This window comes from Marinobacter qingdaonensis (assembly GCF_034555935.1).
GTDB lineage: Bacteria > Pseudomonadota > Gammaproteobacteria > Pseudomonadales > Oleiphilaceae > Marinobacter > Marinobacter qingdaonensis.
Genome location: NZ_JAYDCJ010000003.1, coordinates 742,479 through 757,418, shown reverse-complemented (window position 1 = coordinate 757,418; position 14,940 = coordinate 742,479). Strand labels below are relative to the sequence as shown.

13 protein-coding genes are annotated in these 14,940 nt (G+C 65.9%); 9 read left to right on the top strand and 4 right to left on the bottom strand.

What is annotated here, in order from left to right:
• Positions 1 to 40 precede the first annotated feature (40 nt).
• Positions 41 to 1,102, bottom strand: a complete 1,062-nt coding sequence (locus U5822_RS06625) for a zinc-binding metallopeptidase family protein (RefSeq protein WP_322854841.1) — start codon at positions 1,100 to 1,102, stop codon at positions 41 to 43.
• A gap of 194 nt (positions 1,103 to 1,296) precedes the next feature.
• Between U5822_RS06625 and U5822_RS06620 the strand changes: the two genes are divergently transcribed.
• Both U5822_RS06620 and pntB read left to right on the top strand, forming a co-directional pair.
• Positions 1,297 to 2,874: a Re/Si-specific NAD(P)(+) transhydrogenase subunit alpha gene (locus U5822_RS06620; protein WP_322854840.1), complete on the top strand. Its 1,578-nt coding sequence runs from the start codon at positions 1,297 to 1,299 to the stop codon at positions 2,872 to 2,874.
• A gap of 12 nt (positions 2,875 to 2,886) precedes the next feature.
• Positions 2,887 to 4,281, top strand: coding sequence for a Re/Si-specific NAD(P)(+) transhydrogenase subunit beta (gene pntB, locus U5822_RS06615; RefSeq protein ID WP_322854839.1), 1,395 nt, complete (start codon positions 2,887 to 2,889; stop codon positions 4,279 to 4,281).
• A 65-nt stretch (positions 4,282 to 4,346) separates the two neighbouring features.
• Here pntB and bamE read toward each other — a convergent pair whose 3' ends face one another.
• The gene (bamE, locus tag U5822_RS06610) at positions 4,347 to 4,655 is read right to left on the bottom strand and encodes an outer membrane protein assembly factor BamE domain-containing protein (protein ID WP_322854838.1); all 309 of its coding nucleotides are present in this window, start codon (positions 4,653 to 4,655) and stop codon (positions 4,347 to 4,349) included.
• Positions 4,656 to 4,848: 193 nt separating this feature from the next.
• On the bottom strand, positions 4,849 to 5,961 hold the full coding sequence (locus tag U5822_RS06605) for an NADH:flavin oxidoreductase (protein ID WP_322854837.1): 1,113 nt from the start codon (positions 5,959 to 5,961) through the stop codon (positions 4,849 to 4,851).
• Between the two features lie 141 nt (positions 5,962 to 6,102).
• On the opposite strand from U5822_RS06605, the gene U5822_RS06600 reads away from it, so the two are divergent.
• The 7 genes from U5822_RS06600 to U5822_RS06570 all read left to right on the top strand — a co-directional run bounded on the left by U5822_RS06600 (position 6,103) and on the right by U5822_RS06570 (position 13,497).
• Positions 6,103 to 6,573: a winged helix-turn-helix transcriptional regulator gene (locus U5822_RS06600; RefSeq protein ID WP_322854836.1), complete on the top strand. Its 471-nt coding sequence runs from the start codon at positions 6,103 to 6,105 to the stop codon at positions 6,571 to 6,573.
• 98 nt (positions 6,574 to 6,671) lie between these two features.
• Positions 6,672 to 7,643, top strand: coding sequence for an ABC transporter substrate-binding protein (locus U5822_RS06595; protein ID WP_322854835.1), 972 nt, complete (start codon positions 6,672 to 6,674; stop codon positions 7,641 to 7,643).
• The gene (locus tag U5822_RS06590; RefSeq protein WP_322854834.1) at positions 7,640 to 8,650 is read left to right on the top strand and encodes a FecCD family ABC transporter permease; all 1,011 of its coding nucleotides are present in this window, start codon (positions 7,640 to 7,642) and stop codon (positions 8,648 to 8,650) included. Before U5822_RS06595 ends, U5822_RS06590 begins: the two co-directional genes overlap by 4 nt.
• The gene (locus U5822_RS06585; RefSeq protein WP_322854833.1) at positions 8,643 to 9,674 is read left to right on the top strand and encodes a FecCD family ABC transporter permease; all 1,032 of its coding nucleotides are present in this window, start codon (positions 8,643 to 8,645) and stop codon (positions 9,672 to 9,674) included. The genes U5822_RS06590 and U5822_RS06585 overlap by 8 nt, the downstream gene beginning before the upstream one ends.
• A 12-nt stretch (positions 9,675 to 9,686) precedes the next feature.
• Entirely contained in the window at positions 9,687 to 10,523 is an 837-nt protein-coding gene (locus tag U5822_RS06580; RefSeq protein WP_322854832.1) for an ABC transporter ATP-binding protein, read from the top strand.
• The gene (locus U5822_RS06575) at positions 10,507 to 11,289 is read left to right on the top strand and encodes a (2Fe-2S)-binding protein (protein WP_322854831.1); all 783 of its coding nucleotides are present in this window, start codon (positions 10,507 to 10,509) and stop codon (positions 11,287 to 11,289) included. The genes U5822_RS06580 and U5822_RS06575 overlap by 17 nt, the downstream gene beginning before the upstream one ends.
• A gap of 102 nt (positions 11,290 to 11,391) precedes the next feature.
• Positions 11,392 to 13,497: a TonB-dependent receptor gene (locus U5822_RS06570; protein WP_322854830.1), complete on the top strand. Its 2,106-nt coding sequence runs from the start codon at positions 11,392 to 11,394 to the stop codon at positions 13,495 to 13,497.
• A gap of 42 nt (positions 13,498 to 13,539) precedes the next feature.
• Here the strand turns inward: U5822_RS06570 and U5822_RS06565 are convergent, their stop codons facing one another.
• Positions 13,540 to 14,859 (bottom strand): DEAD/DEAH box helicase, encoded by a 1,320-nt coding sequence (locus tag U5822_RS06565; RefSeq protein WP_322854829.1) that lies wholly within the window; start codon positions 14,857 to 14,859, stop codon positions 13,540 to 13,542.
• Positions 14,860 to 14,940: the final 81 nt, after the last annotated feature.

Here is a 14,940-nt window from a genome sequence, read left to right as displayed (position 1 = left end):
CTTGACTGCCCAGAGCCATCGGCCGAATTGACGTCCGACGTCAGCCGTTGTGGATGATTCGGTGCACCAGACGGAGTTTTTCCACCACCCGATCCGCCAGCACGAAGGGGTAGGCGAAGTCGTGCCCCATGCTGCGATTCAGACTGTTCAGCGCCAGCGTCAACGGCAGCCAGTGCTTGATCAGCTCGTCGAAGCAGGTGGCCTGGTAGGGGTCGAAGTCGGGATCCGCGGCGACGCTGACATCCGCCTCGTGTCTGGCCTGGACCCGAAGTCCGAACTGCCACGCCGTTTCCAGTGTGTCGACCATATGCAGGTAATGTGCCCAGGTCTCGGCCCAGTCTTCCCAGGCATGGCTGCTGGCGTAGGCGCTGATGTAGTCGTTTTGCCACTGGGCCGGCGGGCCCTGCTGGTAATGCTGGTCGAGCGCCTGCCGGTAGTCCCGGGTGTCGTCCCCGAACAGGTCGCGGACCGGCGCCAGCCAGGTGCTGTTGCGCACCAGCTGATCCCAGTAATAGTGGCCGGATTCGTGGCGGAAATGCCCCAGGACGGTGCGGTAGGGCTCCACCATCTGGCCGCGCATGCGTTCCCGCTCCACCGGATCGGCCTCGGCGATGTTCAGGGTAATTACGCCCTGGGCGTGGCCGGTCAACACCCGGGAGCGCTCATCGAACCGGGCCGGCTGGTCCGCCAGAAAGTCAAACGCCAGGCCCGCCTGCTCCTCCTGGCGCGGCGCGCAGGGCAGCCCCAGGCGCAGCAGGGCATACACCAGTCGGCGCTTCTCTTTTTCCAGTCGATGCCAGAGGCCGTAGTGACTGGTGACGCCGAGGTCGGGGATGGTGCGGTTCAGCCGGCAGGCCACGCAGTAGTCGTGGTCATCCGAGGCCGGCACCAACCAGTTGCAGGCGCCCTGATTCTTGTAGTTGGCACAAAGACGGTACTGGCCAGCCCCGCCTACCGAGACCCAGGTGTCCTGGCCCTGGGGATCGACCGCCAGCAGATCCATGGCGCCCGGATCAAAACCCAGGGCGGTACCGCAACTGGTACAGCAACTGTTTTCAAAGTACAGCAGGTTGGCGCAGCGGCCGCAGTAAAACAGCTTCATCGGGGGGCGTCCTTGGCCTTTTCACGCATTACCGTCCTACCCAGTATTGGCGATAACGGCCGAAGTGCAAGCCGGCCCGACGATACCCGAGCAACGGTCCGGCCGAGCAATTTCCGCGTAAATCCGAGAACTTGAACTAGCATGTAGGTAATCCCAGCAAGGCTTGATCGGGCCATCCGGAGGACACAACAACAATGATCATCGGTATCCCCAGGGAAATCTTCGAACATGAACGCCGTGTCGCGGCCACCCCGCCGTCCGTGCACAAACTCATCGGCCTCGGCTACCAGGTGGTGATCGAGGCCGGCGCCGGCGAGGCCGCCAATTACGCCGACAACGCCTATGAGAAAGCGGGCGCGGCCATCGCCACCGACACCAAATCACTGTGGCAGGAAGCGGATTTCATCCTGAAAGTTCGGGCGCCGATGGAAAACCCAGCGCTGGGCAGCCACGAAGTCGACCTGATGCAGGAAGGCGCCTTCCTGGCCAGTTACATCTGGCCGGCCCAGAACCCGGACCTGCTGCAGAAACTCGCGGCCCGCAAGATCACCAGTTTTGCCATCGACAGCCTGCCGCGGATCAGCCGGGCCCAGAAAATGGACGCCTTGAGCGCCATGGCCAACATCGCCGGCTACCGCGCGGTGATCGAGGCCGCCAACCACTTCGGCCGCTTCTTCACCGGCCAGGTCACCGCCGCCGGCAAGGTTCCGCCGGCCAAGGTCATGGTCATTGGCGCCGGGGTCGCCGGCCTGGCCGCGGTCGGCGCCGCCAACAGCCTGGGCGCCATCGTGCGCGCCTTCGACACCCGGCTGGAGGTCAAGGAACAGATCGAAAGCATGGGCGCGGAATTCCTGCAGCTGGACTTCGGTGACGAGGAAGGCAGCGGCAGCGGCGGCTACGCCAAGCAGATGAGTGATGAATTCATCCAGGCCGAGATGGCGCTGTTCGCCGAGCAGGCCAAGGAGGTGGACATCATCATCACCACCGCCTTGATCCCCGGCAAGCCGGCGCCCCGGCTGATCACCGAGGACATGGTCAAGTCCATGAAACCGGGCAGCGTGATCGTCGATCTGGCCGCCGAGCGCGGCGGCAACTGCGAGCTGACCGAGCCGGGCGAGGTGGTGGAAAAACACGGGGTCAAACTGATTGGCTATACCGACCTGCCCAGCCGCATGGCCAAAGTGGCCAGCGACCTGTACGCCACCAACCTGTTCCATCTGTTGTCCGACCTCACCCCGGACAAGGACGGCCAGCCCGACGTGAACATGGACGACGACGTGATCCGCGGCCTGACCGTGGTGCACGGCGACGACGTCACCTGGCCACCGCCCGAGCCGGAGGCCCCGGTCAATCCGCAGCCGGCGCCCGGCACCGAGGAGCCGTCAGCGGCCCAGAAGGAGGCGGCGCACAAGGAGTCGCAGCGGCGCAGCCTGATGGGCAAGGGCGTGCTGTTGGCGGTCACCGTAGGCGCCCTCTACGCGGTGGGCGCTCACGCTCCGGAGAGTTTCCTCAGCCACTTCACGGTGTTTGTGCTGGCCTGTTTCATCGGCTGGCAGGTGATCTGGAACGTCACCCCGTCCCTGCACACACCGCTGATGAGCGTGACCAACGCCATCAGCGGCATCATCGTCATCGGTGCCATGCTGCACCTGGCCCAGGCCGAGCATTTCCTGGTCGGGCTGATGGCGTTCGTCGCGGTGCTGATTGCCAGCATCAACGTGGGGGGCGGCTTCCGGGTCACCCATCGCATGCTTCAAATGTTCCGCAAATAGGAGGCGCCCAGCATGAGTAGTGGTCTCGTCAGTGTGGCCTATGTGGTCGCCAGCGTGTTGTTCATTCTCAGCCTGGGTGGCCTGAGCCACCAGGAATCGGCCCGGCGCGGTAACTGGTACGGCGTCGCCGGCATTTCCATCGCCCTGGTCGCCACCCTCGCCAGTGTCAGCGATGACGGTCTGGTCTCCATCGTCATCGCGGTGCTGGCCGGCGCCAGCGTCGGCATCGCCATCGCCAACCGGGTGGAAATGACCCAGATGCCGCAGCTGGTGGCGTTGCTGCACAGCTTCGTCGGTCTGGCCGCGGTATTCGTCGGCTTCGCCGGCTACATCGAACCGCTGCGGCCAACCGTGGGCACCGAGCACACCATCAAACTGGTGGAAGTGTTCGTGGGCATCTTCATCGGCGCCATCACCTTCACCGGCTCCCTGGTGGCCTGTGGCAAGCTTGACGGCCGCATCGCCAGCAAGGCCCTGACCCTGCCCGGTCGCCACGCCATGAACCTGGCGGCGCTGGCGGTGTCGATCCTGCTCGGCGCCTGGTTCCTGGGCACCGACAGCATGGCCCTGGGCATCGTGGCGCTGGTGCTGATGACGGTGATCGCCTCGGTGCTGGGCATCCACCTGATCATGGCGATCGGCGGCGCCGACATGCCGGTGGTGGTGTCCATGCTCAACAGCTATTCGGGCTGGGCCGCCGCCTCTATCGGCTTCATGCTCGGCAACGACCTGCTGATCGTGACCGGGGCCCTGGTGGGCAGCAGCGGTGCCATCCTCAGCTACATCATGTGCAAGGCCATGAACCGGTCGTTCATCAGCGTCATCCTCGGTGGCTTCGGCCAGACCAGCAGCAGCTCGGCCGCCGCCGGCGCCGACCAGTCGGTGCAGGAAACCAACTCCGAGGAAGTGTGTGAGGAACTGCGCAACGCCCAGTCGGTGATCATCGTACCCGGCTACGGCATGGCGGTGGCCCAGGCCCAAAATGGCGTCAGCGAGATGACCAAGCTGCTGCGGGACCGGGGCGTGAACGTGCGCTTCGGCATTCATCCGGTCGCTGGCCGCCTGCCCGGGCACATGAACGTGCTGCTGGCCGAGGCCCACGTGCCCTACGACATCGTGCTGGAGATGGACGAGATCAACGACGATTTCCCGACGACCGACGTGGTGCTGGTGATCGGCGCCAACGACACGGTGAACCCGGCCGCGGCCGAAGACCCGGGCAGCCCGATTGCCGGTATGCCAGTGCTGGAGGTGTGGAAGTCGCACCGGGTGGTGGTGCTGAAACGGGGCATGGCCACCGGTTATTCCGGGGTGGAAAACCCGCTGTTCTTCAAGGACAACACCCACATGCTGTTTGGCGACGCCAAGGACAGCATCGACAAGCTGGTCAGCGGCTTGCGGGGTTAGCGAACGACAGACAAGTCGGAACGAAAAAGGCCGCCCGGTTTTCCGCGCGGCCTTTTTTCAAACGCTTACTCGGTGGTGTTGTAGACGTAGGAGGACACGGTGCCGTCCTCGTTGAAGCGCACCACCAGGTCGGTGGTCTCGGCGTCGCCGAACGCGGACCAGCGGTATTTGCCGTAGGTCCAGGTGCGCTTGCCGTCTTCCACACCGGTGCGCCAGGGCTCACCAAACAAGGCCTGAATATCGGCGCGGGTGGTTTCGCCGACGGTGATTTCATCCACGTTGTGGGTGGCAAAGTCCCGGCCCACGGTGGCACAACCGGCCAGGGTCAGAATCGCGACCAGGGCTGTGATCTTCAGTACTGCTGTCTTGAACATCCTTCAACTCCCTTGCTGTGCGAGGAACCGTCCGAGTACGGCCCGGTTCCGATGATTGAGACGCCCTCATCATAGAAGATCTGTCGCCAAACGCGATTACGGCTACGACAGGTTCCGGTTATCCACAGGCATAAAAAAAGCCCCGGAATTCCGGGGCTTTCAGGGGTCAACGCTTCGGGGATTTGATCAGACGCTAGTACAGCTTGGTCAAAGACTTCTTGGCGAACGGCTCGACCTCACCAATCCGGCCTTCCTTCACCTTGACCAGCCATTCCGGGTCCTGCAGCAGCGCCCGGCCGACGGCAATGAGCTCGAATTCCTTGGCGTTCATGCGCTCGACCAGCTCGTCGATGCCGGACTGCTCGACCGCCTCCTGCTTGCTGGCAAAGGTGCCGCTGATGAAGTCCTCGGTCAGGCCGACGCTGCCCACGGACATGGTCGGCTTGCCGGTCAGCTTCTGGGTCCAGCCGGCCAGGTTCAGGTTCGAGCCTTCAAACTCCGGCTCCCAGAACCGGCGGGTGGAGGCGTGGAAGATATCGACGCCGGCGTCCACCAGCGGCTGCAGGAACGCGTCCAGTTCTTCCGGGCTGTTGACCAGACGGGCCTCGTAGTCCTGCTGCTTCCACTGGGAGAAGCGCAGCATGATCGGGAATTCCGGGCCAACCCGGTGGCGTACCGCCTCGACGATCTCGACCACAAATCGCAGCCGGTTTTCCAGGCTGCCGCCGTACTCGTCGTCGCGCTGGTTGGTGCCTTCCCACAGGAACTGGTCCAGCAGGTAACCGTGGGCGCCGTGGATCTCGACGCCGTCAAAGCCCAGGGCCTTGGCGTCCTGGGCGGCGTCGGCGAAGGCGGTGATCACGTCCTGGATATCGTCCCTGGTCATGGCCTTGCCGTTGGGCTTGCCCGGGGCAAACAGGCCGGACGGGCTGTAACCCGGCACCGACGGATCCGGCTCGGTGCCTTCCTTGCGGACCGCACCCACGTGCCACAGCTGCGGGAAGATGGCGCCACCGGCCTCGTGCACGGCATCGACCACCTGCTTCCAGCCGGCCAGGGCGTTGTCCCCATGAAACGCGGGCACGTTCGGATACCCGTTGGCGCCGGCGTGGTTCACGGTGGTGCCTTCGGTGATCAGCAGGCCAACCCCGTTCTCGGCGCGGCGGCGGTAGTAGTTGACCACCTCCTCGTTCGGCACGTTGCCCGGCGAGAAGTTGCGGGTCATGGGCGCCATGGCCACGCGGTTGCGCAGCTTCAGGCTGTGGAGCTCAAACGGTTCGAAAAGCGGTCCAAGATTCATGGTCATTGCGGTCACTCCTCGTTGAGAGTGGAGATTGGCTGGTGGCAGTCGCCGACAATTACGTAGCGACCTTCCTAATCTGGTTTCTTTACGCAACCCTATTCAATCTGGTTTTACAATGCAACCCTATTCGGTACACTTCCGATCATGGCCAGAAAACGTTTTGACGATTCCAACTGCTCCGTCGCCCGCGCCCTCAATGAAGTGGGCGACTGGTGGTCCCTGCTCATTGTGCTGCACGCCATGTACGGCACGCGCCGCTTTGTCGACTTCCAGCAGGAACTCGGCATTGCCAAGAACATCCTGTGCGACCGCCTGGCCCGCCTGGTGGACAACCAGGTACTGAAAAAGGTGGACGTGGGTGAGCACGGGTCGCGCTTCGAATACCGCCTGACCGAGAAGGGCCGGGACCTGTTCCCAGTGGTGATTGCCCTGCGCCAGTGGGGCGACAAGTGGAATCCGGCCCCCGACGAAACCCCGCTGGATCTGCGGGACCGGGCCACGGGCCGACCGATCGGTGCGGTCGAGGTCCAGGACGCCGACGGCCAGTCGCTGTCGATTCGGGATGTGTTCGTACCGGTCACCGAGGCCGCCGACAAGAAACGCAACGCCGGCTGATTCCGCCCCTCCCCCACAGACCGCCCGCCGGTCGTGCTGTTCAGACCTGCAATGAAATGATAATATTTTTCATTTGCATTTCTATCTGACGCATTCCTATGAGCCTACCGCCCTCGTCCGGCGCGCCACTTCGCCGGCGCGTGACCGCTGTTCTGTGTGCCCTGCTGTGCCTGCCGACGTTGTTGCCGGCCGTCGGTTCGGCCGCGCCCGCCCAGGCACGGGTGATTCATCATGCCCAGGGCAGCACCACCCTAGCCGGCAGTCCGCAACGGGTGGTCACCCTGTTCCAGGGTGCCAACGACACCGCCGTCGCGCTCGGCGTCACCCCCGTCGGCGTGGTCGACGCCTGGGCCCAGGGCGCCAACTACGACTACCTGGACGCCGCCCTGGCCGGGGTGCCGCACGTGGGGCTGGAAACCCAGCCCAGCATGGAAGCCATCGCCATGCTGGAGCCGGACCTGATCATCGCCTCCAAGCGCCGGCACGAGCGCATCTACCCGCAATTGTCCCGCATTGCCCCGACCGTCTCGGTCGACACCGTGTTCGACGTCGAGGAAACCCTGGCGGTCATGGGCCAGGCCTTGAATCGCGAAGCCCGGGCCGAGGCCCTGTGGCAACAGTGGCAGCGGCGTCTGGCCGAGGTGCGCGGGCAACTGCAGGCGAGCCTCGGTGACCGATGGCCGCTGTCGGTCACCCTGCTCAACGTCCGCGCCGATCACGTGCGCATCTACCTGGGCGGCAGCTACGCCGGCACCGTGCTGGATCAGCTCGGTTTCCGGCGGCCGGCTGCCCACCCGAGCGACCAGTGGGTACTGAAACTCACCACCAAGGAAAGCATCCCGATCATCGACGCGGACCGGATTTTCGTGTTCATGGAGGACAGCCCCGCGGTCCGGGACAACTACCAGGCCTGGACGGGGCATCCGCTCTGGCAGAATCTGCAGGCGGAAACCAACGGCGCGGTCTACCCGGTGGATGCCGTGGCCTGGAACCTGGCCGGTGGCCTGATCAGCGCCCACCGGATGCTCGATCAGGTGGCGCATCACTTCGGCCTGGAGCCCAGCCCGTGACCGCCATCACCGCAATCCACACCCGCGCCGGCCGGCTGTTGGCGGGCCTCCTGCTGCTGGCGACGGCCCTGGCCGCCAGTCTCAGCCTGGGCCAGACCAATCTGGCGCCGACCACCCTGATGGCGGCGCTGACCGCGTTTGATCCGAGCAACACCCAGCATCTGATCGTCGCCGACTCGCGTCTGCCCCGGGCGGTGATCGCCGGCCTGGTGGGCGCAGCCCTGGCGGTGGCCGGTGCGCTGATGCAGGCACTGACCCGCAACCCGCTGGCGTCGCCGGCGATCTTTGGCGTCAACGCCGGTGCCGTGTTCGCCATCGTCGTGGCCAGCACGGTGCTGACCGTCTCCGCCCTCAGCCAACTGCTGTGGGTGGGCCTGGCCGGTGCCTTCGGCGCCGCGCTCCTGGTGTTCGGCCTGGGCTCTGCCGGCGACCGGGGGCCCTCGCCGCTGCGCCTGGTGCTGGCGGGTGCCGCGGTTTCGGCCCTGTTCATGGCCTTTACCCAGGCCTTGCTGGTCACCAACCAGCAGGGTCTGGACAGCGTGCTGTTCTGGCTGGCCGGCTCGGTCGCCGGCCGGTCGCTGGACATGGTCTACCCCACCCTGCCGCTGTTGCTGCCGGCCCTGGCGCTGAGTCTGACCCTGGGTCGCGCCATCAACCTGCTGGCCTCCGGCGACCAGGTCGCCCAGGGTCTGGGCCAGAACGTGGTCGGGCTGAAACTCCTGCTCGGCGTGCTGGTGGTCTGCCTGGCCGGCACCGCGGTGGCCCTGGCCGGCAACGTCGGCTTCGTGGGCCTGATCGTGCCGCACATGGTGCGCAGCTGGCTTGGTACCGACCATCGCTGGCTGTTGTCCGGCAGCGCCGTGTTCGGCGCCGCCCTGGTGCTGATGGCCGACACCCTGGGGCGCTTCCTGATCATGCCCCAGGAAATCCCTGTGGGCGTGATGACCGCCCTGATCGGCACCCCGGTGTTTATCCTCCTGGCCCGTCGGGGGCTGAACCATGGCTAAATCCCTGCGGGTGCGCGCCGGCCCCCTTGCCTTCGCCCTGCCCGGACGGACCATCGCGGTAACCGCCGCCCTGATACTGGTGGTTGCGGCAGTCATGCTGCTGTCCCTGTCCCGGGGCACCGTCGCCATCGGGCCGGGCACGGTGCTTCAGGCCCTGCTCGGCCAGGCCGAGGGGCCGGAAGGGTTTGTGGTCAATACCCTGCGCCTGCCGCGCACGGTCATGGCGTTCCTGGTGGGGGCGGCCCTGGCGGTGGCCGGGCTGATCCTGCAGGCCCTGGTGCGCAACCCCCTGGCCTCGCCCGACATCATCGGCATCAGCGGCGGCGCGTCCGTGGCTGCGGTGGCGTTTTTGTCGTTTCTCGCGCCGCAGCTGGGGGCCCAGTGGCTGCCTCTGTTTGCCATTGCCGGGGCGCTGCTCGCCGCCGCCGGCATCTATCTGCTGGCCTGGCGCTCGGGCGTCACCCCGGCCCGGCTGGTACTGATCGGCATTGGCCTGTCGGCAGCCATGGGGGCGGCCACCACCCTGATGATCACCCTGAGCCCGATCGCCACCACCATGACCGCCTACATCTGGCTCACCGGCAGCGTGTACGGCAGCGACTGGGCCGACGTGCAGGCGCTGCTGCCCTGGCTGGCGCTGCTGTTGCCGCTGGCGCTGCGTCACGCCCGCGCCATCGACCTGCAGGAATTCGGTGACACCCTGGCCACCGGGCTCGGTCTGCCGGTGCAGCGCAACCGCCTGCTGTTGCTGGTGCTGAGCGTGGCCCTGGCGGGCGTGGCCGTGGCCCACGCCGGCGCCATCGGATTCGTCGGTCTCATGGCGCCACACATCGCGCGCCGGCTGGTGGCGCGACAGTTTGCCGGTCTGGCGCCAGTCACCGCCCTGATCGGCGGAATGCTGGTGGTGCTGGCCGACCTGGTGGGCCGGACCCTGTTCGCGCCGCTGGACGTGCCGGCCGGGGTGTTTGTCTCCGCCATCGGCGCGCCGTTTTTCATTTACCTGCTGTTCCGGCAGCGGTTCTGACCTGGAGTTCTCATGTCGGCTGAGCATGCCCCCCTGACAAGTCGCCAGCTCGCCCTCGGGTACGACAACCACCCGGTCATCCACGACCTGGATCTGGCGGTACCGCAAGGCGCCGTCACCGTGCTGGTCGGAGGCAACGGCTGCGGCAAGTCCACGCTGCTGAAAGCCTTTGCCCGCTTGCTCAAGCCCGAGCGCGGCCAGGTCCTGCTCGATGGCAAGGCCATCCTGAGCCAGCCCACCCGCACCGTGGCGCAGCGGCTGTCCATCCTGCCCCAGAGCCCGACCGCACCCGAGGGCCTGACCGTGCACCAGCTGGTGTGTCAGGGCCGCTACCCGCACCAGCGCTGGCTGCGGTCCTGGACCGACGCCGACGAGCGGATCGTCCACCAGGCCCTGCGGGATACCGACCTTGAGGCCCTCGCGGCCAGCCCGGTGGACCAACTGTCCGGAGGCCAGCGCCAACGCGCCTGGATCGCCATGACCCTGGCCCAGGACACCGACATCCTGTTGCTGGATGAGCCCACCACCTACCTCGACCTGGCGCACCAGATCGAGATCCTCGACCTGCTGGCCGACCTCAATCGCCGGTCCGGCAAGACCATCGTGATGGTGCTGCACGACCTCAACCTGGCCTGCCGTTACGCCCACCACATCGTGGCGCTGAGCCAGGGCCGGGTGCATACCCAGGGCCCACCGGCCACCGTCGTGACCGAAGCCATGGTGCGGGCAGTGTTCAACCTGGGCTGCCAGATCATCCAGGATCCGCTGTTCGGAACGCCCCTGTGCGTGCCCTACGGCGCCAGCCGACCCACGGCGTCGATCGGAGCCGACCATGCCGATTGCCCTTGATCCCGGCCAGCGGGCGGAACTGGCGGAGCATTGCCTGTTGCAGCCGGCGACCGCCTGCGACCCGGCCTGGTCACTGCCGGCCGTGGACCTGCTCGACCCCGACAGCTGCCGGGCGCTGCTGGACCGGCTGGGGCCGGTCATTGGCTCCCCCAACCGCTACATCACCGCGTCCCTGCTGGCCAAACGCCTGGCGTTCCTGACCACGGGCCTGGCGCTGTACGGGATGTCGGTCCTGGACCGGGGCCTGGACCTGGCCCTGGCCAACTGGCGGCTGGATTACCGGCACCAGGACGGGCTCTGGCGCTCGCAGATGCCCCTGCTCGACCAGCGCGCCAGCACCCCGCAACCCGGTGCCCGCGAAGCCTGGCGGGCATCGGTGGTCCAGACCCTGTTTGCCGAGGGGCTCGCGCCGCTGTGGCAATCGCTGCACCAGAGCGCCCGGGTGCCCCTGCCGGTGCTGTGGGAAAACACCGCGGTGCGGGTGTACTCGCTCTACGAAAAGCGCCTGACGGCGGAGCGGCACCCGGCCCGACAGGCTCAGATCCAGGCGGATTTCCACTGGCTGGTGGCCCAGGCCCCCGCCGCGGTGTTCGGGGCCAGCCACAACCCGCTCCAACGCTTTTTCCGGCCGCGCCAGCCCGCCACGGCCAGGCCCGGCACCCGGATCCGGAAAACCTGCTGTTTCTACTACCGCGCCACCGACCCGGAGACCTATTGCGGCACCTGCCCGCTGCCCCACGCCCGCTGCAAACGGCAGACGGCGTGATCGCCACTTGTTGTTAATGAGTCTCATTTGTAAATACGTATTTATTGCATTAAACTGCGCCCGGTTTCCAAGCGACCCATTTGCAACCAGCAGGATGACACCATGGCACTGAGTTCCTTCCCCCGCAGGCTCGCCTTGCTTTCCCTCGCCGTGGCCGGCGCGTCGGCCCAGGCGGATGCCCCGACCACCCTGGACGAACTGGTGGTCACCTCCAGCCGTTCCGGCACCGAGCTGTCCAACTCGTCCCAGGTGGTGACGGTGATTACCCGGGAACAGATCGAACAGCAGCTGACCCTGTCGTCCGACTCCTCCCGGGCCCTGGCCAACCTGCTGCCGGCCTACACCCCGAACCGGGAGAAGATGACCGGCTCCGGTGAGACCTTCCGTGGCCGCAAGGCGCTGTTCCTGATTGACGGGGTGCCACAGTCCAACCCGCTGCGCAGCACCGGCCGCGCCACCCACACCATCGACCTGTCCATGGTCGAGCGCATCGAAGTCATCCACGGCGCCAACGCCATCCATGGCCTGGGCGCCACCGGCGGCATCATCAACTTCATCACCCGGCGCCCGACTGGCGACACCGTGCGCCAGCACGCCAGCGTCCAGGCTACCGCGCCGACCGATTACCCGGATTCCGACTCCCTGGGCTACAAGCTCAACTATCGGGTGGAGGGCACGCGCGAGGATTTCGAGTACCTGGTGGGTGCGACCTGGGAGGAACAGGGCGTGTACAAGGACGCCAACGGGAAACTGGTGGGGGTCGACAACACCCAGGGTGACCTGATGAATTCCCAGGCCTACGACGTGTTTGCCAAGCTGGGGTACTGGCTCGATAACGACCAGAACCTGGAGTTCGAGGTCAATCGCTACAACGTCAAAGGCAATCAGGACTACGTCAGTGTCGATGGCGACCGCGCCAACGGCGTGCCGACGACCTCGGTGAAGGGCGATCCGGTCGGCAAGGCGCCGCGCAACCAGGTCCTGACCACCAGCCTGAAATACCAGCACGACGACCTGTACGGCACCACCTTCAACGCCCAGGTCTACAACCAGCAGTTCGAGGGCCGGTTTGGCGCGGTCCTGACCCCGACCTTCCAGGATCCGGACATTGCCCCGGAAGGCACCCTGTACGATCAGTCCCAGGCCGAGTCCGACAAGGTCGGCGCCAAACTGACCGTCACCAAGGCCGGACTGCTGGATGACCGCTTGAAACTGACCACCGGTTTCGACGTGCTGAAAGACACCACCGCCCAGACCCTGGTCCTGACCGATCGCTACTGGGTGCCGGAGACCGATTTCATCAACTACGCCCCGTTCCTGCAGGCCGAACTCAAGGCCCTGGACAACCTGATCCTGAATGCCGGCGTGCGTCATGAGCGGGCAGAACTGGAGGTCGACACCTTCCAGACCGTGGCCTCGGCCAACGGCGTGACCGTTGACGGCGGCAACCCGGATTTCGAGGAAACCCTGTTCAACGGCGGCCTGGTGTACAAGCCGCTGACCTGGCTGAGCCTGTTTGCCAACTACTCGGAAGGCTTCGGCATGGCGGATGTGGGCCGGGTCCTGCGGGGCATCAACCAGCCCGACCAGGACGTTGACGACTTTCTCGACCTGCAGCCGGTGGTCACCGAAAACCGGGAAGTGGGCTTTCGTGTCGATTACGCGCCGGTCGATTTCGAGTTCAGCTACTACCAGTCCGATTCCGATCTGGGCTCACGCCTGACCATGATCGACGGCACCTACTTCGTGCAGCGGCAGAAAACGGAGATCGACGGTTTCGAGGCCACCCTGGGCGCCGACTTCTCGAACCGCCACCGGGGCGAGCTGGCGTATTCCCACATCGATGGCGAGTTCGACAGTGACGGCGACGACCGGGTCGACACCAAGCTAGACGGCCTGAACATTCCGCCCAACCGGCTGACCGCCAACTGGCAGGCCCGCTGGACCGACCGCTTCTCGTCCCTGATCCAGGCCAGCCACGCCTTCGACCGGGACTTCGACGACCCGGAGAAGGAGTTCGACGGCTACACCCTGGTGGACGCCTCGGTCGGCTACCGACTGTCCACCGGCGAACTCAGCCTGGCCATCGCCAACCTGTTCAACGAAGACTACATCACTTACTACTCCCAAAGTGCCCAGGTGAATGACACCCGCTACTTCAAGGGTCGCGGACGCACGCTCACGGTGGGTTATGCCGTCGACTTCTGACCCGGACACAAAAAAGGCCGCCCGATTGGGCGGCCTTTTTCGTTACGAGGTCTGGCGGTTGGCCGACCGGCCGGCCTGGCCGCCGGAACGGCCCCGACCACCACTGCGGCCACCCGGGCGGGCATTGCCGCTGCGGGGTTTGCCCGCCGGCTTGCCCTGGCGCCCGCCGTTGCCATTGCGGTTGCGGGCCTTGCTCGGGTCGGCCTTGGCCTTGGGCTTGAGCGGCAGGATGTTGGTCGGCTCGAAGCCCTCCACTTCCTTGCGCGGCAGCTGCTTCTTGATCAGCTTTTCAATGCCCGCCAGCAGCTTGCCCTCGTCGGCACTGACCAGGGACAGGGCGTGGCCACTCTCGCCGGCACGGCCGGTGCGGCCGATGCGGTGGACATAGTCCTCCGGCACGTTCGGCAGCTCGAAGTTCACCACCTGGGGCAACTGCTTGATGTCCAGACCGCGGGCGGCGATGTCGGTGGCCACCAGCACGCGGATGCCACCCTGCTTGAACTCGCTCAGGGCCCGGGTCCGGGCGCCCTGGGACTTGTTGCCGTGGATGGCCGCGGCGGTGATGCCGTCGCGCTCCAGCTTCTGGGTCAGGCGGTTGGCGCCGTGCTTGGTGCGGGTGAATACCAGCACCTGCTCCCAGTTGTTGTCGCGCACCAGCTTGCTCAGCAGCGCGGTTTTCTGCTTCTGGTCCACCGGGTACACCGACTGCTTGACCTTCTCGGCGGTGGTGTTGCGCGCGGCCACTTCCACCTGCACCGGGTTGTCCAGCAGGCCCTGGGCCAGGGTCCGGATCTCGTTCGAGAAGGTGGCGGAGAACAGCAGGTTCTGGCGCTTGGCCGGCAGCAGCGCGAGGATCTTGCGGATGTCGCGAATGAAGCCCATGTCGAGCATGCGGTCGGCTTCGTCCAGCACCAGGATCTCGATCTCGTCGAAGCGCACGGCGTTCTGCTGGTACAGGTCCAGCAGGCGACCGGGGGTGGCCACCAGCACGTCCAGACCCTTGCGCAGCTTCATCATCTGCGGGTTGATCTTGACCCCGCCGAAGACCACGGCGGATTTGGTCGGAATGTACTTGCTGTACAGGGTCACGCTGTCGTGGACCTGGGCCGCCAGCTCCCGGGTCGGGGCCAGGATCAGGGCACGCGGGCCCTTGCCGGAGCGCGGCCGATCGGCCAGGCGCTGCAGCAGCGGCAGGGTGAAACCGGCGGTCTTGCCGGTGCCGGTCTGGGCCGCGGCCATCACGTCCTTGCCGGACAGTACCGCGGGAATGGCCTTGGCCTGGATCGGTGACGGGGTATCGTAGCCCTGATCGGCGGTGGCACGGACCAGCTGCTCGGACAGACCGAGGGAAGAAAAGCTCATATAGGTTCAACTCTTGATTGATCTGCCTCCACTCACGCCGTAACCGGTGAATGCGGGCAGAGTCCATGCGTGGGCATGGAG